The organism is Thermoactinomyces sp. CICC 10735 (genome assembly GCF_016055175.1).
Lineage (GTDB): Bacteria > Bacillota > Bacilli > Thermoactinomycetales > Thermoactinomycetaceae > Thermoactinomyces > Thermoactinomyces vulgaris.
Window position 1 is genome coordinate 151,108 of the sequence record NZ_JAECVT010000002.1, and the last position, 18,551, is coordinate 169,658.

Consider the following 18,551-nt stretch of genomic DNA (forward strand, 5'->3'; position numbering starts at 1 on the left):
CTACATCAGGCAATCGTCATCTTGCCATGTCACTTTTCCGTTCAAGATGGTCAGAACCGGCCACCCTTTTAATTTCCAACCGGCAAACGGGGTGTTGCGGCCTTTGGAAGCAAAGTCCTTTGGATCAATCACTTTTTCCCGGTCCAGATCAATGACCGTGATATCGGCCGGTCCCCCTTCCACCAGGCGGCCGTAAGGCAACCGGAAAACTTCCGCCGGTTTCAAGGTCATCTTGTCCACCAATTCGTGCAACGTAATCACACCTTTTATGACCAGATGCGTATAAAGCAGCGGAAATGCCGTTTCCAAACCCACAATGCCGAACGGGGCCTGTTCGATTCCCGCCTGTTTTTCTTCCGCCGTATGCGGGGCGTGATCCGTTGCAATGAAATCGATCGAACCGTCTTTCAAACCTTCGATCAATGCTTGCCGGTCTTCTTTGGAGCGGAGGGGCGGGTTCATTTTCCAATTAGGATCGGGCCCGGGGATATCTTCGTCACACAACAGCAGATGATGCGGAGTCACTTCGGCCGTCACTTTTTGCCCGCGGGCTTTGGCCTCCCGCACCAGCCGGACAGACGCTTTGGTGCTGATGTGGCAAACATGGTAGTGCGCCCCTGTCTCTTCCGCCAGCAAAATGTCCCGCCCCACATGGACCGCTTCTGCAGACGAAGGGATTCCCGTCAGGCCGTGCTTTTTTGCAAACACGCCTTCATGGACGCATCCGCCTTTGGCCAGCGTGTCATCCTCACAGTGGGCCACCACCGGAAGGTCTGCCGCCACGGCTTTCTTCATCGCTTCTTTCATCATTTTGGCGCTTTGCACGCCGACCCCGTCATCAGTGACACCGATTGCCCCGGCTTTCTTCATGCCGGCCATATCGGTCAATTCATCCCCCCGCTGTCCGATGGTGATGGCACCATAAGGCAAAACCCGGGCCAAACCGGTTTTCTTTGCGCGATTGATCACTTCTTTAATTTTGTCCGGCGAATCGGTGACAGGGTTGGTGTTCGGCATCGGCGCAATCGTTGTGAATCCGCCGCGCGCCGCCGCCCGGCATCCCGATTCGATCGTCTCTTTCTGCTCAAATCCGGGCTCGCGCAAATGAACATGCATATCAATCAGCCCGGGGCAAACCAGTTTTCCGTCGGCCCAAATCACCGTCACATCTTCATCGGGACGGATCTCCGGGGCAATCGCCCGGATCTTTTGCCCGTCAATCCAAAAATCTCTTTGCACCAATTCTTTGCTTTCCGGATCCAACAAGTTCCCGTTTTTCAGCAGGATACGCAACGAAAATCCCCTCCCATCGCTCTTTCCAAGGCCGCCATCCGCACCCAAACTCCGTTTTTCATCTGTTCGAAAATTTTCGAACGCTGATCTTCAACCATTTCATCTGCAATTTCCACGCCCCGGTTGACCGGTCCCGGATGCATGATGATGGCATCCGGCTTCATGAGCCGGGCCCGTTTACGGGTCAGCCCGAATTGCCTGAAATACGCTTGTGCAGAAGAAAACAGCGTTTGGTCATGCCGTTCCAACTGCACCCGCAGCATCATCACCACATCAGCTTCCCGGAGAGCATCTTCAAACGGCACATAAGGCGCCAGTTGTTCAATCTCTTCATCCCGCATTCCATCCGGACCGCTCACCATGATCTCCATGCCAAACCGGGACAACGCCCAGAGACTGGAACGCACCACCCGGCTGTGCTTGATATCGCCAATCATCGCTACTTTCTTTCCTTCCAACTCTTTAAAATGCTTCCTCATGGTGTACAAATCCAACAAGGCTTGTGTCGGGTGGGCCAGGCATCCGGCTCCGGCATTGACGAGCGCGCATTCCGGCAGCCGGTCGGCCAATTCCTGAAAAACACAGGGGTCGGCGTGCCGGATCACCACGACACGGACTCCGAGCGAAGACAAGGTTTTGACCGTGTCATACAGCGACTCTCCTTTGGCCGTGCTGGAAACTTCCGGAGAGAAATGAATCACTTCCATTCCCAACTTTTTTTCGGCCACTTCAAAGGAAAAGCGGGTCCGGGTGCTCGGCTCAAAGAACAGATTTGCCGCAAACCGCCCTTGATACGGTGCATGTCCCGGTTGCCAATGCTCCTCCCAATACTGCGCCCGGTCCAAAAGCGTTTGTATTTCATTTCTGGATAAATCCTTGGTATCAAACAAATGGTTGGGGGCGAACCTTCGCTTCGTCACAGTCAACTGAATCCCTCCTGTCTGTCAGGCTGCTTCCGCCAACTCTTTTTGCCGCGAATCTTTTTCAGGCAAGACCAGATTGAGCAGAATGCCGGTGACGGTTGCCAACGCCATCCCTTCCAATTCCAGATGGATGTTGGCCAATTTCAGCAACGCCCCTCCGACTCCGATCACCAGAATGACCGATGCAATCACCAGGTTGCGACGGTTATCCAGGTTCACTTGATTTTCAATCAGCATCCGCAACCCGCTGGAGGCGATGACACCAAACAACAGGATCGAAACGCCGCCCATCACCGGAGTGGGAATGGTTTGAATGAGTGCCGATATTTTTCCCACGAAACTGAACATGACAGCCAGGACAGCCGTTCCTCCGATCACCCAGACACTGAAAATGCGGGTCATGGCCATCACCCCGATGTTTTCCCCGTAAGTGGTGGCCGGAGGGCCGCCGACCAGGGCAGCGATGCTGGTGGCAAGCCCATCCCCCAACAAAGAACGGTGCAATCCGGGATCTTTCACCAAGTCTCTGCCCATGATGTTTCCTTGTACCACCAAGTGTCCGATGTGTTCGGCCAACACCACCAACACCACCGGCAACATCACCACAGCCGCATGCCACGAAACGACCGGTGCCGTCAACTCAGGAGCGGCAAACCACGGGGCTTCCCTCACCGTGGCAAAGTCCACCATCCCCATCATCAAAGCCGTCAGGTATCCGCCAATCAGCCCAAGCAGTATCGGGATGAAGCGAAGGAATCCGCTGAATGCTAAATTGGCCGTGATGGCGATTCCCAAGGTGACAAGTGCCACGATAAAGTTCTCCAAAGAATAAACCTGCAATTGAACCTTTTCATTTTCCGGATCGACGGATTGAATGGTTCCGTCCAATGCCGCCCATCCGCTTGCGGTTTGCGGCATGTCCACGATCACTTCTTTTTTGCTGGCCATGTCCACCGCCGTGCCTGCCAGCGAAAGGCCGATGACAATCACCACCGAGCCGATTACAACCGGGGGCAGCAAATGATCCAGCCATTTCACGCCAAACTGGTATACAATCAGGGCCACCACTCCGTAGGCAATCCCGACCAGGAAACATCCGAATAACGCTTCACCCAGATGCTTTCCTCCTTGGGAAATGGTGATCACCGGAACAATGAAGGCAAACGAAGACCCCAGATATGCCGGGATTTTGCCCCGTGTCACAATCAAATAGGCCAGCGTCCCGATTCCGCTGGATAACAGTGCGACGGCCGGATTCATCCCCGTCAACAACGGCACCAGCATCGTGGCGCCAAACATGGCGAACAAATGTTGAAAGCTGAGAAAGAGCCATGACAAAGCTTTGGGTTTTTCATGCACATCCATGACAATTTTTTGTGAACTCATTGGCCTTAACTCCTTTGTTGAGGATAAAAAAACGTCTCTTTGCCCATACGCAAAGAGACGCAGTAAAACAATACAGCGCTTGTTTGTCAACCGCATCCCTTTGCCGGACTCACTGGACCGATTTAAAAGGGATTGATGCTATCCTTGATTTTGTTGTCGGATACTGACCCGTTCTTCTCCCTCATCCACTTCCGAGAGATAAACCGAAACCACTTCCGCCCGGGAGGTGGGAACATTTTTGCCGACATAGTCGGGGCGGATCGGCAGTTCGCGATGCCCGCGGTCAATGAGGACAGCCAATTGAATCATCTGCGGCCGTCCCCGGTCGATCAAAGCATCCATGGCGGCCCGAACCGTTCTTCCCGTAAACAAAACATCGTCGACCAAAATCACTTTTTTTCCGTTGATGTCCGGGATGTTGGTTTCCCGCACTTCGGGTTGATCATTTTTTTCCGTCAAATCATCGCGATAAAGCGTGATATCCAACTCACCGCAAGGAAGGGATTTTCCCTCAATCTGATGGATCCGTTCTTTCAGCCGGTCAGCCAGATAAATCCCTCTGGTTTTAATCCCGATCAGAACGCAGTCATCCACGCCTTTATTCCGCTCCAAAATTTCATGTGCAATTCGGGTTAACGCCCGGCGAATCGCTGCTTCATCCAAGATCACTTTTTCCTTTCCCATGCTTTCAAGAACTCCCTTCTTTGATTTCGGCGGCACAAAAAAAGTCTTTGTCTTGCCAGACGGCAGACAAAGACCTCCTGAAAAAGGGCATACCAACCCTTTTTTACATTTCCGTGCCCTTGCCAGCCTCACTGGACTGGATTTAAAGGTTCCTTTTCACTTATCTGTATCATACCGGTTGGTTTTGTGATTGTCAACAAAACGGCTGCTTTAATGCCTTGTAAATTTTTCTCATATCCTCCGGCCACTCCGCTTCCAAACGGATACGCCGGCCCGTTCTCGGGTGCGTAAAGCCGAGCACTTGTGCATGCAGGGCTTGCCCCTCAATCGCATAGGGATTTTTCTTCGGACCGTAGACCGGATCCCCAATGAGCGGATGCCCGATATATTTCATATGTACCCGAATCTGGTGCGTCCGGCCCGTTTCCAGCCGGCACTCCACCCATGTCGCCTGTTGAAATCGTTCCCGCACAAAAAAATGCGTCACCGCCGGTTTGCTGTTTTGAGAGATCACAGCCATTCGCTGACGGTGTTTGGGATCCCTTCCGATGGGGGCATCCACTGTGCCGTGATCGTGCGGAATCACGCCATGGCAAAAAGCAACATACACCCGCTCAACCGAATGCTCCTTCAATTGTGCCGCCAACGACTGGTGTGCCAGATCATTTTTAGCCACCATCAACAACCCGGAGGTGTCCTTGTCAATGCGATGAACGATTCCGGGGCGGGCAACCCCTCCAATCCCCGACAGTTCATCCCCGCAATGGGCCAAAAGCGCATGAACCAACGTTCCCGAATTGTTTCCCGGTCCCGGATGCACCACCATCCCCCGGGGTTTATTCACCACAATGACATCCTCATCTTCATAACGGATGTCCAAGGGAATCGGTTCCGGGCGGATTTCGGCCTCTGTGACCGGCGGGACATTGAGGGTGACCACATCCCCTTGCTTCAAACGGTAATTTCCTTTTTTATTTTTTCCGTTCACCCAAGCCAATTGGGCACGGATCCATTCTTGAACCCGTGCACGCGACCATTCTTCATTTTTTTGGGGAAGGAATTTGTCTAACCGCTCCCCGTCTGCAGAATCATCGATTGTCCATTCATAATGCTCCATGTTTTCCCATGACTCGTTCATTGCGTGTCCCTCACTTTGGTTAAAGGCTCTTTTTCTGCCGCGGGACTGGCAAAAGTCAACACCACGAGCAGAAAAACGCCGACCACGATCGATGAATCCGCAAGATTAAAGATCGGAAATTGATAAGCACCGAATTGGAAATGCAGGAAATCCACCACTTCTCCCAACCGGATCCGGTCGATCAAATTGCCGGCGGCACCGCCCAAAATCAGGGAAAACGCCGTCGGCATCCATGGGTTTTTTTCATCTTTGACCTGCCATAAGTAATAAACCACAAAGCCAATGACAATCAGCGTGATGGAGACAAACAGCCAAATTTTATCCTGCAAAATGCCAAATGCGGCTCCCCGGTTCCGGTGCGAGGTCAGATAGAAAAAACCGTCAATCACCGGAATCGATTCATACAGATTCATTTTATGTTCAACGAGCCATTTTGTGGTTTGATCCGATAAAAGAATGAGTAACGCAATCAAATAATATCTCAAGAGTCCTCCTCCTGTCCCCCACCGTCGATAATCCTTTTATCCCTCCGATTGTAGCACAGGCCGGAGTCTTCTCACAAGCTTACGACAACGGGTCGTCTTCCCGTTCTTCCCGCTCTTTTTGAGCATAGGCATCATTGTGGGTGATTTCTGTGATCTCATCCGTTTTCCCGGATAAATCCGTAATCGAAAACCCTTCCGTCAAGTCGACATACCCCCGGTGCTCATGCGAATCAATCATCAACTCATTATAATTTCTTCCTTCCACAAAAAAATCCGGGGGATTGGAAGTGCCGTACTGTTCCACATCCTGCCAGGCATCTTCTCCATCGTAAAAATTCTTGTCACTTTGGTCCTGATTGCGTCCGCCGGAATCCATCACTTTTTCTTCCGCCGGACGCCTGATGGAGGAATGTTGCTCCGGATGGTGATTCACGCAATACTCTGTGGTCGGCACCGCTTCCAACCGGTCTTCCGCGATTTCTTGGCCGCAAACTTTGCAGATCCCGTAGGTTCCCTGATTCATCCTCTCCAGCGCCTTGTCAATTTCCTTCAACCGGCGCTCATCATTTTCATTCAGGGCCAAATCTTTGCCCCGCTCGAAAATCTCCGTCCCCAAATCGGCCGGGTGGTTATCATAACCGGACAATTCGCCGATCGATCCGTTCATGCTTTGATCCATGCTGTATGAATCGTTTTGTTTCAACCGTTTTTCAATTTGGCTTTTTTCCTGTTCCAATTTTTGACGCAGCCTTTGTTGGACAACCGGATTTGCCACTTTACATTTCACCTCCTGTTTGATGGAGTCAGCAATATCTTCTCCGCCTGACCTCCTTTTCATGTATCCCATCCGTTGACGATTTGATAATTTGGAATAAACGCAAATTTATTAAACCCCTTTCTTTTTCACTTTTATACTGTTATGCTTTTGGGTAATAAAGTGGGGTGAAAACATCGAATGAGCCAATTGCAAAGAAAATTACGCCCTCGCCACGTTCAAATGATTGCCTTGGGAGGCGCAATCGGAGCGGGAATTTTTCAGGGCAGTGCAGAAACGATCCAATCCGCCGGCCCCGGGGTACTGATCGCTTATCTGATCGCCGGAGTTTTGTTGTTTATCGTGATGGGATCGCTTGCGGAAATGGCGCTGGCCAACAAAGGATTGGACATAAGGGGACTCATTTATAAAGCATTGGGATACCAAGTTTCATTTGTGGTCGGTTGGATTTATTTCATCATGTGGATTTTGGTGATGGCCGTGGAAATCGTGGCCGCCGGAACCTTTTTGCATTACTGGTTTACCGGCCTTCCGGTCTGGCTGCTCAGCTTTATGGTCGCTTTGGTGCTGGTCGGTTTAAACCTTTTGAGTGTCGGCCTGTTCGGAGAAGTGGAATTTTGGTTGACCGGCATCAAAGTGTTCACACTGATGGCTTTTGTCATTTTGGGTTCCGGATTGATGTTTGGATGGTTTCCGACGGAAAATCCGCCGTATCTCACCCATCTGACGGCACACGGAGGTTTCTTGCCCCTCGGATGGAAAGGCGTGATTTCCTCCCTTTTGATTGTAATCTTCTCCTATGGTGGAACCGAAATGATCGGGCTCACCATCACCGAAATGAAAGATCCGGAAAAATCCTTGCCCAAAGTGATTAAAGATATCATTATCCGGATTTGCCTGTTCTATGTATTGCCATTGTTTATCATCATGGGACTGGTGCCCTGGAATCAGGTCGGCGAGGCAGGAAGCCCGTTTGTCACCGTCTTTTCCGCTTTGGAATTAAAAGGCGTGGCGCACATCATGAATTTTATCCTGCTGATCGCCGTGACCTCGGCAGCCAACACCGGGATTTACTCCAGCTCCCGGGTGCTGTATTCGTTGGCAAAACAAAAAGAGGCCCCTGCGATTTTCAGCCGGTTGAACAAAAACGGCGTGCCCATTTACAGCCTCATTCTGTGCGCCGGTAGCCTGCTTCTGGGGTCGGTTGTCGCCATGGCGGCTGAAGAGAGCGTGTTTCAATATCTGATGGGAATTCCGGGTTACACCACCATCATGCTTTGGATCATCATTTGCCTTTCTCAGTTGAAATTGCGGAAGCAATACAAGGAAAAACCTTTTTTCCAAATTCCTTTATACCCGTATTTGACAGGTTTCACCCTGGCCGTATTGTCAGTGATTTTCATCACACTGTTGCTGAATCCGGATAACATTATTAACAGCATGGTCTTCCTGTCCATGATGATCGTACTGTTTTGCGCGGCCCGGTTCAAATCGGGCCTTGCGGATCAGCCGTTGCCCGACTCTTCTTCTTGATTTTACGCACGACAAATCCAAAGCCCCCTTCTCTTTATTGAGAAGGGGGCTTTGATTTGTTGCGTTTTCTGTTTTATTCGCTCAAATCGACACCCAATTTTTTCACAATGGTGGCACAGCGCGAGCACAGATGCGGATGGTCGGCATCTTGACCCACAGTCGGGGAAATCACCCAACAGCGCTCGCATTTTTCTCCTTCCGCCGTACGAACCGTCACTTTCACCTTCTCCTCCGCCGTCACTTCAGAAGAAGCTTCGTTCAGGACGACATCGGAGACAATAAACAGTTGATCCAAATGATCTGTCGACCTGAGCAACTCCCCGGCTTCCGGATTCGGTGTGATTTCGACAGTCGCTCCCAGCGAGTTTCCGATTAATTTTTCGGCCCGCGCTTCTTCCATCGCTTTTAAGACCACATCGCGGATGGTCAACAATTCATCCCATTTTTTCTCTAAAGCTTCGTCATACCAATCTTCTCTTGCAACCGGGAAATCACAAAGTTGCACACTGATTTCACGATCGCCCGGAATGTATTTCCAGACTTCCTCCGTCGTATGCGGCAGGATGGGGTTGATGATTTTCACCAGTGTCAGCAAGACTTCATACAACACGGTTTGTGCCGAACGGCGCACTTCCGAATCCGTGGGCAATACATACAGCCGGTCTTTTAACACATCCAGGTAGAACTGGCTTAAAAACACCGTGCAGAAATGGTGGATGTCATAGTATACTTGGTGAAAATCATATTCATCATAAGAGTTGCTCACCCGCTCGACCAGACGATTCAGCTTGATGAGCGCATAACGGTCCAATTCGGTCAGTTCATTCAGAGCCAAACGATCCGAATCGGGATCAAATCCGTTCAAGTTGCCCAGCAAAAAGCGGAACGTGTTCCGGATTTTCCGGTAAGCTTCGGCTGTTTGTTTCAAGATGGCATCCGAAATCCGCACATCAGCCTGATAATCCGAAGAAGCCACCCACAGGCGCAAGATATCCGCACCATATTGTTGGATCACTTTGGCCGGGGCAATCACGTTCCCCAGGGACTTGGACATTTTCCGCCCTTCTCCGTCCAAGGTAAATCCGTGGCTCAGCACTTCTTTATATGGAGCTTGCCCTTTGGTTGCCACGGCGGTGGACAGAGACGAGTTAAACCAGCCTCGATATTGGTCTGATCCTTCCAAATACATGTCCGCCGGCCATTGCAAGTTTTCCCGTCCTCCCAAAACCGCACGATGACTGCTGCCGGAATCAAACCACACATCCATCGTATCGGTTTCTTTGCGGAACTTGTCATGACCGCATTCGGAACAGGTGGAATTTGGCGGCATCAATTCTTCAACCGGTTTTTCATACCAGACTGAAGAGCCCCGTTCTTTAAACAGATTGGCAATATAATCAATGGTTTCATCGGTCACATGAGGATGGCCGCATTTGGTGCAATAAAAGATCGGCAAAGGGACGCCCCAAATCCGCTGCCGCGAGATACACCAATCTCCACGGTCGGCAATCATGTTGTGAAGGCGGATTTCTCCCCAGGACGGTGTCCATTTGACTTTCCGGATCTCTTCCAACATTGCTTCACGGAATCCGTCAATCGAAGCAAACCATTGTTCGGTCGCCCGGAAAATGACCGGTTTTTTGGTCCGCCAGTCATGGGGATATTGGTGGGTGATAAAGCCCAATTTTAATAAGTAACCGGCTTCCTCCAGCTTTTCCGTCACTTTTTTGTTGGCATCGTCATAGAACAATCCTTCAAAGCCGGGAGCTTGCTCCGTCATGCGCCCTTTCTCATCCACCGGGCAAAGCACTCCCAAATTGTATTTTTGTCCGACATAAAAGTCCTCTTCCCCGTGTCCCGGAGCCGTATGAACACAACCGGTCCCTGCATCCAAAGTGACATGATCTCCAAAGATGACGGGACTTTCCCGGTCATACAGCGGATGCCGGCAAATGACGCCTTCCAGCTCATTCCCTTTAAAAGTTGACAGCACCCGGTAATCGGAAATGCCGGCCTCTTCCATCACTTTCTCCAACAATGCTTTGGCGACCACCAGTTTGCGTCCATTCGCCTCAACCAGGTTGTATTCAAAATCCTCATGCAAAGCAACGGCCAGGTTGGCGGGAATCGTCCAAGGCGTGGTGGTCCAGATCACCACATAGGTGTTGTCATCCGAAAGCACATCATTGCCCCGTTTCACCGGGAACAAAACATAAATGGACGGCGAGCGTTTATCACGGTATTCAATTTCCGCTTCGGCCAGTGCCGTCTCGGAAGACGGGGACCAGTAAATGGCTTTTTGCCCGCGATAAATATAACCCTTTTTCAACATTTCCCCGAACACACGGATCTGTTCGGCTTCATATTCCGGTTTCAACGTAATATAAGGGTTGTCCCAGTCTCCCCGGACCCCCAGGCGTTTGAATTGTTCTTTTTGTTTATTGACAAAGGATAAAGCATACTCTTTGCACATTTCCCGGAATTTGACCGGATCCACGTTTTTCCGGTCCACTTTTTTCTTGCTGACGATGGCATGCTCAATCGGCAAACCGTGGGTATCCCAACCGGGAATGTAAGGAGCATAATATCCCTTCATCGATTTATACCGGATAATGAAATCTTTGAGAATTTTGTTCAGAGCATGCCCGATGTGCAAATCCCCGTTGGCATAAGGAGGGCCGTCATGCAGAATAAAGGAATTGGCTCCTTTTCTTTTTTCCAGCACTTGCTGATAAATGTCGATCTCATCCCACCATTTTTGCATTTCCGGTTCACGGTTGGGCAAGTTCCCGCGCATTGGAAAATCGGTTTTCGGCAGGTTTAATGTTTGACGGTAGTCCGGCATGTGTGATCACTCCTTTATCCTTTCTAAAAACATAAAAAAACCTTCTGCATCCTCTAGGGACGAGAAGGTTTCCCGCGGTACCACCCTACTGGCTTCGTATCCTTGAATTGGAGACAAAACCTCTCAACCATCCTTAACGTGGATGACGCGGTCGACCTTACTCCAATTTCAGGTGACAGTTCCAGGGTGATTTTCGATAGAAACTCGGATTAGGCTTACACCATCCCTAATTCGCTGCAAACACGAGTTTACCTATCTACTCTTCCCTTTCTTTACCATTAGCCCTGATTCTCTTTTGCTGATCTCCCAGAACATCGGCGTGTCCATTAAAACATGGCTTTCTTCTTCAGTTTTCTGGATGTTCTGCGCAACTCGCGGCGTGGTTCTTCTTCTTCGTAATAAGAAGAAGCGGCGACTTCGTCCATGACGGCATTATCTTCGACATTGTTCATGTTATTGAAATCCTGGAATTCCTGCGTGTTGAAATCTTGGTACTCTTGGGTGTTGAAATCCTGATACTCCTGGGTGTTGAAGTCTTTATACTCCTGGGTGTTTTGATCCATCAACATCTCCCGGGATTGATCCTGTTCCGCATATTGTTCAAGTTTCTTACCTTGCTCTTCCAAACCGGACTCCAACTCTTCCAAAGATTCCCAATCGGAGTTTTCCAGAATGTCCAGATGCGATTGCACCAGTGTGCGGAAACGTGCACGGTAGACGGTGGCTTTTTGTTTCAAATCAAGCAGCTCGCTGTGGATGGCACGGGCCTTTTGCAATGCTTCGTTGATGATCCGGTCGGCATTTTTCTCTGCTTCCTGAACAATCAACTCGGCTTCTTTCTTGGCGTTTAAGCGAACTTCCTCGGCCACTTCCTGAGCCACACGGATCGACTTGTGAATGCTTTGTTCCATCGAGCTCAATGCTTGAGGCGACGGATGCTGAACAGGCTCCGGATAACGTTGCATCGGTTGCGGTGCCGGTGCCGGCGCCGGCGGTTGTGCGGCTTGCTGCTGTTGTTGCATTTGCTGCGGCCCGGTTTGGAACATGGACTCGTCTTCCATCAAACGCTCAATCTCTGCCTGTAACTCTTCCACTTGTTGTTCCAGTTCCAGTTTTTCCCGTGTGAGCAGTTCGAAATCTTTAATAATCTGGTCAAGAAAATCGTTCACTTCATCAACATCATATCCACGGAAAGATCTTTTAAACTCTTTATTGTGTATATCTAAAGGTGTTAATGGCATCTTTCGCACCTCCTGAAAAAATTGCACGCATTCTTATTCTACAAAATGAAAAAACGTCCTTCCGAAAGCCTGCAAAAATCCATCCGGGCTCCCATCAATGATAAGTACTCAGTTTTATCCATATTCTTCCTTTTTTGCTATGTCCCTCAATACTTTCTACAGCCAAACGTCCAAATCCTCTTAGTGAAATCAAGTCGCCCGGCGCCACCGGATAATCCGGTTGATCCACTAATTTCCAATTCACTTTGCACTTACCGCTTTTCACCATGGACGCAGCCTTTGTTCTAGAGACCCGATAACCTTCTGATATTACTGCATCGACACGCATCGAGGCCACAGAAGCCGTCCGGATCTTTCCGTTTCTTTCGGGAAGAGTCAGTTCCGCGCGATTAATCTTCCTTATACTAACACGATGGCGTCCGACTTGTCCAATACCCAAAAAAATATATTCCGCCATCTCGCCGGCAACGATAATATCACATCCTTTTGCGTGTGGCAGGATGTCCCCCAGCATGTTCCGTTTGATTCCCAAACCCGTCAAAGCTCCCAATACATCACGGTGTTTCAGTTCTTTTGAATCTTTTGTTTCAAGTCTGTAAAAAACCAAATCCGTCCATTCCGGATTTTCCCCGTAATAATCGGGAGCAATCAAAGCGCGCTTTCGCTCTGCTTCCGGATACCCGCCATCCAGACAGAAGAGAAGAGCCGGCTCCCTTTTGACAACCGACGTCAGAATAAACTGCTCTCTCGGATCCAAAAATGGAGTGACAACGAATTGGTTTTTGTCGGATGCGCGGTGCACATAGTCCAAAGAACGTTCCACAAAAGGGCGTTCTTCCGGACGAAAATGCATAAAAATATTCTCTTTTGACATCACAGAATTATAGCACCCAACCGATAATTGTATAAACGCCTAATTCTACGAAATGCAAAACAAAAAGCGCCACGATGGGGGAGATGTCAATCATCCCGCCGATCGGTGGAATGAAGCGGCGAAACACGCTCAAATACGGTTCGGAAACTTTCGCGAGAAAAACGCCCACCGGAGTGTCCCTGAAATTGGGAAACCACGAAGACAAAACATAAATGATGAGCACAATCGAATAGATATTGAAAAACTGGTTCACGATGGAGTAAATCATTTTTTCCACTTCACCTCAAATTTTTTGCCTCTTCCTCTTTGAACAGATCTGTGATCGATCCCTGGATATCCACATTCGCCGGTGTGCAAATAAAGATATTTTCACCCAGTTTTTGAATGTTTCCTCCCAAAGCATAGACGGTACCGCTTAAAAAGTCGATGATCCGCACCCCTTGTTCGCGGCGGACCATTTGCAGGTTGACAACCACAGGGCGGTGGCTTTTCAAGTGATCCGCAATTTCCGGCGACTCTTCATATGCGCGCGGTTCAAATAATACCATACGAATGTTTTTTTGTGTATGGAGCGAAACCACATTGTTTCGTCCCTTCGGACTGGAAGTTCCTTGCTCTTCTTCCGTTTCTTCGTACAAATCCTCATCGGTCACGCCGAAAAAACCCATAATCCGATCCATGAATGTCATTAGGAAATCGCCTCCCGACACAAAGGCTAGCCACCCCGTTTTTCACCCCCAATCAAAACAGAGCCCAATCGCACCCAAGTCGCTCCTTCTTCAATGGCAATTTCAAAATCTTGGGACATGCCCATGGATAAATGAGGTACTTGCAAACGGGGATGGTTTAACCGTTGTAATTTTCCTTGCAATCGTTTTAATTCACGAAAGACAGGCCTCACTTCTTCGGGGTTGTCCGCAATGGGTGCCATGGTCATCAGGCCGGTGATGTCAATGGTGTTTAAATTCGCCACCTCACGGGCAAATTCTTCTAATTCTTGAGGAGAAATTCCATATTTTGATTCTTCTCCCGAGACATTGACTTGCAAAAAACAACGTTGCGGCGGATATCCGCCTTGCAAAACCCGTTTGTTGATTTCTTCCGCGAGGGAAAAACGGTCCAGCGAGTGGATATAGGAAAACTTGCCAACCACATCTTTTGCTTTCCGCCGTTGCAAATGGCCAATAAAATGCCAAGTTCCCCGGTCCTTTAACTCCTCCCATTTGGGAAGGGCGTTTTGCACCCGGTTTTCGCCGACATGCTCCAACCCCAGGTCCAATATGTTTTTAGTCGCTTCTGTATCTAAATATTTAGTGACCGCAAGCACATGAACCTCCTTTGGATCCCGGCCGGAACGCTGACACGCCTGCTCGATTCGTTGTTTCACTTTTTCCCACCGGTTAGCAAATTCGTTCATTCCGATCCCCTTTCCTTCTTTCCGATGTATGCAACCATTCGTCCGGTTTCTCCCTGATCGCGACGATGGGAATAAAAATAATCTTTATCACAGCTTGTACAAAATCGGGACAAAAGGATATGTCGCGGATGGACGCCGGCTTTTTCCAAAATTTTAGCATTGGCTTTTTTCAAATCCAGTTGCCAGCGGCCCCGTCCCCGACTTACTGCGACTTCATTTACGGCTTCTTCATCAGACAATATGTTTTCCAGCGGCCGGTATACCCGTTCATCCACTTCATAACAACAGGAGCCGATCGACGGACCAATCACGACACGGATTTTTCCGGGATCTGCTCCAAGCGATTGCAAACGTCTGACCATTTTTGAACCGATTCCCCCGACCGTTCCTTTCCAACCGGCATGCGCAATCCCGATCCAATCGACATCGGGGGCATAAAAATAAAGCGGAACACAATCGGCAAAGTAGGCCGCCAACAAGATTCCGGTTTCGTTTGTCACCATACCGTCGGTGTCTTGGAAAGCGGTTTTCCGCGCGTCTTTTCCATATCCCCGGTGTTTCTCTTCCACCGTTTCGATATGGACACCATGGATCTGTTCGCCGCAAGTCCAGGCGGAAAAAGGCATCTGAAGCACAGAAGACAGTTCTTTCCGGTTGGATACGACTTGTTTTGGTTGATCACCGACATGAAGTGCGTAATTTCGGCAAAATTTATCTTCTCTGTGATCTTTGGCGCTAAAACCCACGGTCAGATGAGGAAATGCGTTTTCCCATGCATCCACCGTAAAATAAGGCACGCCACTTTTCTGTTGATAACGAAAAGGCTCCATATACACCCTCCCTTCCAACCATATTACCATATCTTCACACCGGAACAAACCGATTAACGGTACTCATCACCGTCCGGTAACATGGAATGGGAAGGGGGTGCCATCGGGGAGGAGCGGCCGCTGTCCAACCGGACCAAAATCACATCCGAACCGATTTTTACAATGTGACGCCATGGAATCACCCACTCATGCCCCCCGGAAACCAGCCCGAACCATCTCGTTTCCCCGGGAACCACAATGGCTTGGATCACGCCTTTTTGCATATCCAACTCCAAATCATAAATTTGTCCCAACTTGCGCCCGTCTGCAATATTCACCACATCTTTTTCCTGCAACTCGGATATTTTCATGGGAAGATGCCCTCCGTTTGCCATTTCATTTTTATTATATATATGTAAACAGGCTAGAAAATGTAATTGGGACATCCCTTTTTTAAGTGGAACTTTTTCCGTAACAAAGAAAGCTTGCCATTTCCACCCGTTGGCAAGCTCCGGTTTATTTTAATTAATAAATTTATTCATTTGTTGTATGGCTGCTTTCTCCAAGCGTGAAACCTGAGCTTGGGAAATGCCGATTTCATCCGCGACTTCCATTTGTGTTTTTCCTTCGAAAAAACGCATGGACAAAATCATTTTTTCTCTTCCGTTTAACCGGTTCAGCGCCTCTTTCAGCGCAATCTCTTCAATCCACTGCATATCTTTGGATTTGTCATCACTTAATTGATCCATGACAAAAATCGGATCACCGCCATCCTGATAAACCGGTTCAAACAACGAAACCGGGTCTTGAATTGCGTCCAGTGCAAACACTACATCTTCTTTTGGGACATTTAATGCTTCCGATATCTCATAGATCGTCGGTTCCCTGGAATGCCGGTTGGTTAGTTGATCGCGAACCTGCAGTGCTTTGTATGCAATATCCCGCAGCGACCGGGATACGCGAATCGGATTGTTATCCCGCAAATATCGACGGATCTCTCCGATGATCATCGGCACGGCATAGGTTGAGAATTTAACATTTTGGCTGAGGTCAAAATTATCAATGGCTTTCATTAATCCGATACATCCGACTTGGAATAAATCATCCACGCATTCTCCACGGTTGTTAAAACGCTGAATCACACTCAATACCAAGCGCAGGTTCCCATTGACCAATTTTTCCCTCGCTTCAAGGTCTCCGGCTTGATATTTCTGAAACAATACACGCATCTCTTGGTTTTTCAGGACCGGGAGTTTTGATGTATCCACACCGCAGATTTCCACTTTGTTTCGTGCCATGAAAAATTCTCCTCCTCAGGATGGAACTAACTTACAGTATGTCCTGCGAAGGAGAATTTATAATGAAAATGAAATTAAACCATTTTATTGAATTCTTTACGCAATCTCTTAATAATTCTTTTTTCAAGACGGGAAATATAGGACTGAGAGATTCCCAACAGATCCGCGACATCCTTCTGTGTTTTTTCTTCACCGCCATCCAGACCAAAACGCAAAATCATAATTTTCCGCTCCCGGTCTGATAGATGCGATAATGCCGTCCGCAAAATTTTTTTATCCACTTCTTCTTCTATGTCGCGGCAAATGATGTCATTATCCGTCCCCAATACATCAGACAGCAGCAACTCATTTCCATCCCAATCCGTGTTTAAGGGCTCGTCAAACGAAACTTCCGACCGGACTTTGTTGTTGCGGCGCAAAAACATCAAAATTTCATTTTCGATACAACGGGAAGCATAGGTGGCCAATTTGATTTTTTTCTCCGGATCAAAGGTGTTCACCGCTTTAATCAAACCGATGGTTCCGATCGAAACCAGATCCTCGATATGGATCCCGGTGTTTTCAAACTTCCTTGCGATGTACACAACCAAGCGCAGGTTTCTTTCGATCAGGATGGCCCGGACGGCCGAATCCCCGCTTGGAAGCCGTTCTAACAAATGGGCTTCTTCTTCTTTGCTCAGCGGCGGCGGAAGGGCTTCGCTGCCTCCGATATAATAGATTTCTTCTCCCTTCAGCCCGAAATGAATTAAAATACGATACCAAAATAATTGAAACGCCATTTTCCATCTGGCAAACATCCCATTTACCCCCTCTTTTAAACGGCTGATACACAGGATGGATGAATGATCGCCTGGTAAGTCCCGTCGGATGAAAGACTTCCGACATCTATACCTATGAGAATTTTCTTGATTTTATTCTCATTTTCTCCTTGCGAAATGATGACATAATCCGGTTTGAGGGCCATCAGGAGATTATTCTTTGTTCCGGCCGCCCGATAAGGAATCAGGCGAATGCGATTCATCCAATCCGCCGGCAGCTCATCCCAGTCTTTTTCAAACCCCGGCTCTTTTGCTATTTTCCACAAAGGTTCCGGAAGCAGCGGTTTTAACTGCTCCAATTCCACCATGATCACCGGCACGCGGGTGATCGGGTCCCGCAATTGATTTCCGGTGTCCACCAATCCCACACAACACAATTCTTGATCCTTCAGACGGATTTTCACATCGGCTGTGAATTGGTGAAACATTTGCCGCTCATCCAACGAACGCAATGACAAGCGGGTGTACAACCACACAAACGGAAATCCGAAAATGATCAGCCCCCATGAGACCGGGGATCCCCAACCATGTTGGGACTCCGTGTAAAAAATGCCTCCGGCCACCTGGCTGTCACCGGTCATGACATAGTGAAAAGCAACCATCGCTCCTCCCGTAATAAAGCAAATAAGATAAAACATTCCCAAATTCCTGAAAAAAGCAACCGGATCCTTAAAACCAAAAGCAATCCAAATCATAAAAATGGAAACAATGATTTTCACCGGCAAAAAGTAAGCGATGGAAAATTGCGGCCACAGATGCAACATCGAGTAAAACCCGCCCAGAAGGGCAGAAAGCAATAACCGCCACCAGACAGCCTTTTGCTTCCGGATCCCGGAAGTAAGCCAAAGGAGCAAAAAATCAATTGCGCTGTTGAGAAAGAAAATCACATCCGCATACACTGTCATAAGCTCTCTCTCCAAATCGGGGTGAGAATAGTATATCTTAATCTATATTTCAAAGTCTGTCTAAACTTGCCAACCCCATTTGACTTTTTTCGTCGAACCGGGAAACAACATGCAGGCTCCATCCGCA

The 18,551-nt window shown here is 48.8% G+C and carries 19 protein-coding genes and 1 other annotated feature; of the genes, 1 reads left to right on the forward strand and 18 read right to left on the reverse strand.

All coding sequences use genetic code 11. The annotated features are described in order from the left end of the window. The 7 genes from I8U23_RS03875 to I8U23_RS03905 form a co-directional block, all read right to left on the reverse strand. Complete coding sequence (locus I8U23_RS03875; RefSeq protein ID WP_198050783.1) at nucleotides 1–1,293, reverse strand: dihydroorotase; 1,293 nt, start codon at nucleotides 1,291–1,293, stop codon at nucleotides 1–3. After that, nucleotides 1,278–2,219, reverse strand: a complete 942-nt coding sequence (locus tag I8U23_RS03880; RefSeq protein ID WP_206760016.1) for an aspartate carbamoyltransferase catalytic subunit — start codon at nucleotides 2,217–2,219, stop codon at nucleotides 1,278–1,280. Before I8U23_RS03880 ends, I8U23_RS03875 begins: the two co-directional genes overlap by 16 nt. Before the next feature lie 18 nt (nucleotides 2,220–2,237). Further along, a complete protein-coding gene (gene uraA / locus I8U23_RS03885; protein ID WP_037994932.1) occupies nucleotides 2,238–3,602 on the reverse strand; it encodes a uracil permease in 1,365 nt (454 codons plus the stop codon). A 138-nt stretch (nucleotides 3,603–3,740) separates the two neighbouring features. Beyond that, nucleotides 3,741–4,286: a bifunctional pyr operon transcriptional regulator/uracil phosphoribosyltransferase PyrR gene (pyrR, locus tag I8U23_RS03890; RefSeq protein ID WP_037995129.1), complete on the reverse strand. Its 546-nt coding sequence runs from the start codon at nucleotides 4,284–4,286 to the stop codon at nucleotides 3,741–3,743. Nucleotides 4,287–4,479: 193 nt separating this feature from the next. Further along, nucleotides 4,480–5,403: an RluA family pseudouridine synthase gene (locus tag I8U23_RS03895; RefSeq protein WP_121874252.1), complete on the reverse strand. Its 924-nt coding sequence runs from the start codon at nucleotides 5,401–5,403 to the stop codon at nucleotides 4,480–4,482. Nucleotides 5,404–5,420: 17 nt separating this feature from the next. Further along, nucleotides 5,421–5,909, reverse strand: coding sequence for a signal peptidase II (gene lspA, locus I8U23_RS03900; protein WP_049720281.1), 489 nt, complete (start codon nucleotides 5,907–5,909; stop codon nucleotides 5,421–5,423). Between the two features lie 79 nt (nucleotides 5,910–5,988). After that, complete coding sequence (locus tag I8U23_RS03905; protein ID WP_049720282.1) at nucleotides 5,989–6,747, reverse strand: TraR/DksA C4-type zinc finger protein; 759 nt, start codon at nucleotides 6,745–6,747, stop codon at nucleotides 5,989–5,991. 117 nt (nucleotides 6,748–6,864) lie between these two features. Here I8U23_RS03905 and I8U23_RS03910 point away from each other — a divergent pair, with 117 nt between their 5' ends. Beyond that, nucleotides 6,865–8,217, forward strand: a complete 1,353-nt coding sequence (locus I8U23_RS03910) for an amino acid permease (protein WP_049720283.1) — start codon at nucleotides 6,865–6,867, stop codon at nucleotides 8,215–8,217. 73 nt (nucleotides 8,218–8,290) lie between these two features. On the opposite strand, the gene ileS is transcribed toward I8U23_RS03910, so the two are convergent. The 11 genes from ileS to spoIIGA form a co-directional block, all read right to left on the reverse strand. Further along, nucleotides 8,291–11,062: an isoleucine--tRNA ligase gene (gene ileS / locus I8U23_RS03915; protein WP_198050784.1), complete on the reverse strand. Its 2,772-nt coding sequence runs from the start codon at nucleotides 11,060–11,062 to the stop codon at nucleotides 8,291–8,293. A gap of 52 nt (nucleotides 11,063–11,114) precedes the next feature. After that, nucleotides 11,115–11,344 (reverse strand) — a binding site (T-box leader). 44 nt (nucleotides 11,345–11,388) lie between these two features. Continuing rightward, nucleotides 11,389–12,303, reverse strand: a complete 915-nt coding sequence (locus I8U23_RS03920) for a DivIVA domain-containing protein (protein ID WP_049720285.1) — start codon at nucleotides 12,301–12,303, stop codon at nucleotides 11,389–11,391. A 94-nt stretch (nucleotides 12,304–12,397) separates the two neighbouring features. Continuing rightward, complete coding sequence (locus tag I8U23_RS03925) at nucleotides 12,398–13,156, reverse strand: YlmH family RNA-binding protein (protein WP_049720286.1); 759 nt, start codon at nucleotides 13,154–13,156, stop codon at nucleotides 12,398–12,400. 28 nt (nucleotides 13,157–13,184) lie between these two features. Then, nucleotides 13,185–13,445 (reverse strand): YggT family protein, encoded by a 261-nt coding sequence (locus tag I8U23_RS03930; protein WP_037995137.1) that lies wholly within the window; start codon nucleotides 13,443–13,445, stop codon nucleotides 13,185–13,187. Between the two features lie 10 nt (nucleotides 13,446–13,455). Beyond that, a complete protein-coding gene (locus I8U23_RS03935; RefSeq protein ID WP_037994942.1) occupies nucleotides 13,456–13,866 on the reverse strand; it encodes a cell division protein SepF in 411 nt (136 codons plus the stop codon). A 26-nt stretch (nucleotides 13,867–13,892) separates the two neighbouring features. Continuing rightward, a complete protein-coding gene (locus tag I8U23_RS03940; protein ID WP_037994944.1) occupies nucleotides 13,893–14,594 on the reverse strand; it encodes a YggS family pyridoxal phosphate-dependent enzyme in 702 nt (233 codons plus the stop codon). After that, nucleotides 14,591–15,424, reverse strand: coding sequence for a peptidoglycan editing factor PgeF (gene pgeF / locus I8U23_RS03945; protein ID WP_037994946.1), 834 nt, complete (start codon nucleotides 15,422–15,424; stop codon nucleotides 14,591–14,593). The genes I8U23_RS03940 and pgeF overlap by 4 nt, the downstream gene beginning before the upstream one ends. Nucleotides 15,425–15,477: 53 nt before the next feature. Then, nucleotides 15,478–15,774: a YlmC/YmxH family sporulation protein gene (locus I8U23_RS03950; RefSeq protein ID WP_049720287.1), complete on the reverse strand. Its 297-nt coding sequence runs from the start codon at nucleotides 15,772–15,774 to the stop codon at nucleotides 15,478–15,480. Nucleotides 15,775–15,924: 150 nt separating this feature from the next. Continuing rightward, nucleotides 15,925–16,701, reverse strand: coding sequence for an RNA polymerase sporulation sigma factor SigG (gene sigG, locus I8U23_RS03955; protein ID WP_037994949.1), 777 nt, complete (start codon nucleotides 16,699–16,701; stop codon nucleotides 15,925–15,927). Nucleotides 16,702–16,775: 74 nt separating this feature from the next. Then, a complete protein-coding gene (sigE, locus tag I8U23_RS03960; RefSeq protein ID WP_037994951.1) occupies nucleotides 16,776–17,498 on the reverse strand; it encodes an RNA polymerase sporulation sigma factor SigE in 723 nt (240 codons plus the stop codon). A 17-nt stretch (nucleotides 17,499–17,515) separates the two neighbouring features. After that, nucleotides 17,516–18,424, reverse strand: a complete 909-nt coding sequence (gene spoIIGA / locus I8U23_RS03965) for a sigma-E processing peptidase SpoIIGA (protein ID WP_198050785.1) — start codon at nucleotides 18,422–18,424, stop codon at nucleotides 17,516–17,518. Nucleotides 18,425–18,551: the final 127 nt, after the last annotated feature.

Bases quoted from the DNA above. Each gene is read 5' to 3' on its own strand.
- uraA (WP_037994932.1), bottom strand. From the start codon at position 3,602: ATGAGTTCACAAAAAATTGTCATGGATGTGCATGAAAAACCCAAAGCT.
- pyrR (WP_037995129.1), bottom strand. From the start codon at position 4,286: ATGGGAAAGGAAAAAGTGATCTTGGATGAAGCAGCGATTCGCCGGGCG.
- I8U23_RS03895 (WP_121874252.1), bottom strand. From the start codon at position 5,403: ATGGAGCATTATGAATGGACAATCGATGATTCTGCAGACGGGGAGCGG.
- I8U23_RS03905 (WP_049720282.1), bottom strand. From the start codon at position 6,747: ATGAAAAGGAGGTCAGGCGGAGAAGATATTGCTGACTCCATCAAACAG.
- I8U23_RS03910 (WP_049720283.1), top strand. From the start codon at position 6,865: ATGAGCCAATTGCAAAGAAAATTACGCCCTCGCCACGTTCAAATGATT.
- ileS (WP_198050784.1), bottom strand. From the start codon at position 11,062: ATGCCGGACTACCGTCAAACATTAAACCTGCCGAAAACCGATTTTCCA.
- I8U23_RS03920 (WP_049720285.1), bottom strand. From the start codon at position 12,303: ATGCCATTAACACCTTTAGATATACACAATAAAGAGTTTAAAAGATCT.
- I8U23_RS03925 (WP_049720286.1), bottom strand. From the start codon at position 13,156: ATGCATTTTCGTCCGGAAGAACGCCCTTTTGTGGAACGTTCTTTGGAC.
- I8U23_RS03930 (WP_037995137.1), bottom strand. From the start codon at position 13,445: ATGATTTACTCCATCGTGAACCAGTTTTTCAATATCTATTCGATTGTG.
- I8U23_RS03935 (WP_037994942.1), bottom strand. From the start codon at position 13,866: ATGACATTCATGGATCGGATTATGGGTTTTTTCGGCGTGACCGATGAG.
- I8U23_RS03940 (WP_037994944.1), bottom strand. From the start codon at position 14,594: ATGAACGAATTTGCTAACCGGTGGGAAAAAGTGAAACAACGAATCGAG.
- pgeF (WP_037994946.1), bottom strand. From the start codon at position 15,424: ATGGAGCCTTTTCGTTATCAACAGAAAAGTGGCGTGCCTTATTTTACG.
- I8U23_RS03950 (WP_049720287.1), bottom strand. From the start codon at position 15,774: ATGAAAATATCCGAGTTGCAGGAAAAAGATGTGGTGAATATTGCAGAC.
- sigG (WP_037994949.1), bottom strand. From the start codon at position 16,701: ATGGCACGAAACAAAGTGGAAATCTGCGGTGTGGATACATCAAAACTC.
- sigE (WP_037994951.1), bottom strand. From the start codon at position 17,498: ATGTTTGCCAGATGGAAAATGGCGTTTCAATTATTTTGGTATCGTATT.
- spoIIGA (WP_198050785.1), bottom strand. From the start codon at position 18,424: ATGACAGTGTATGCGGATGTGATTTTCTTTCTCAACAGCGCAATTGAT.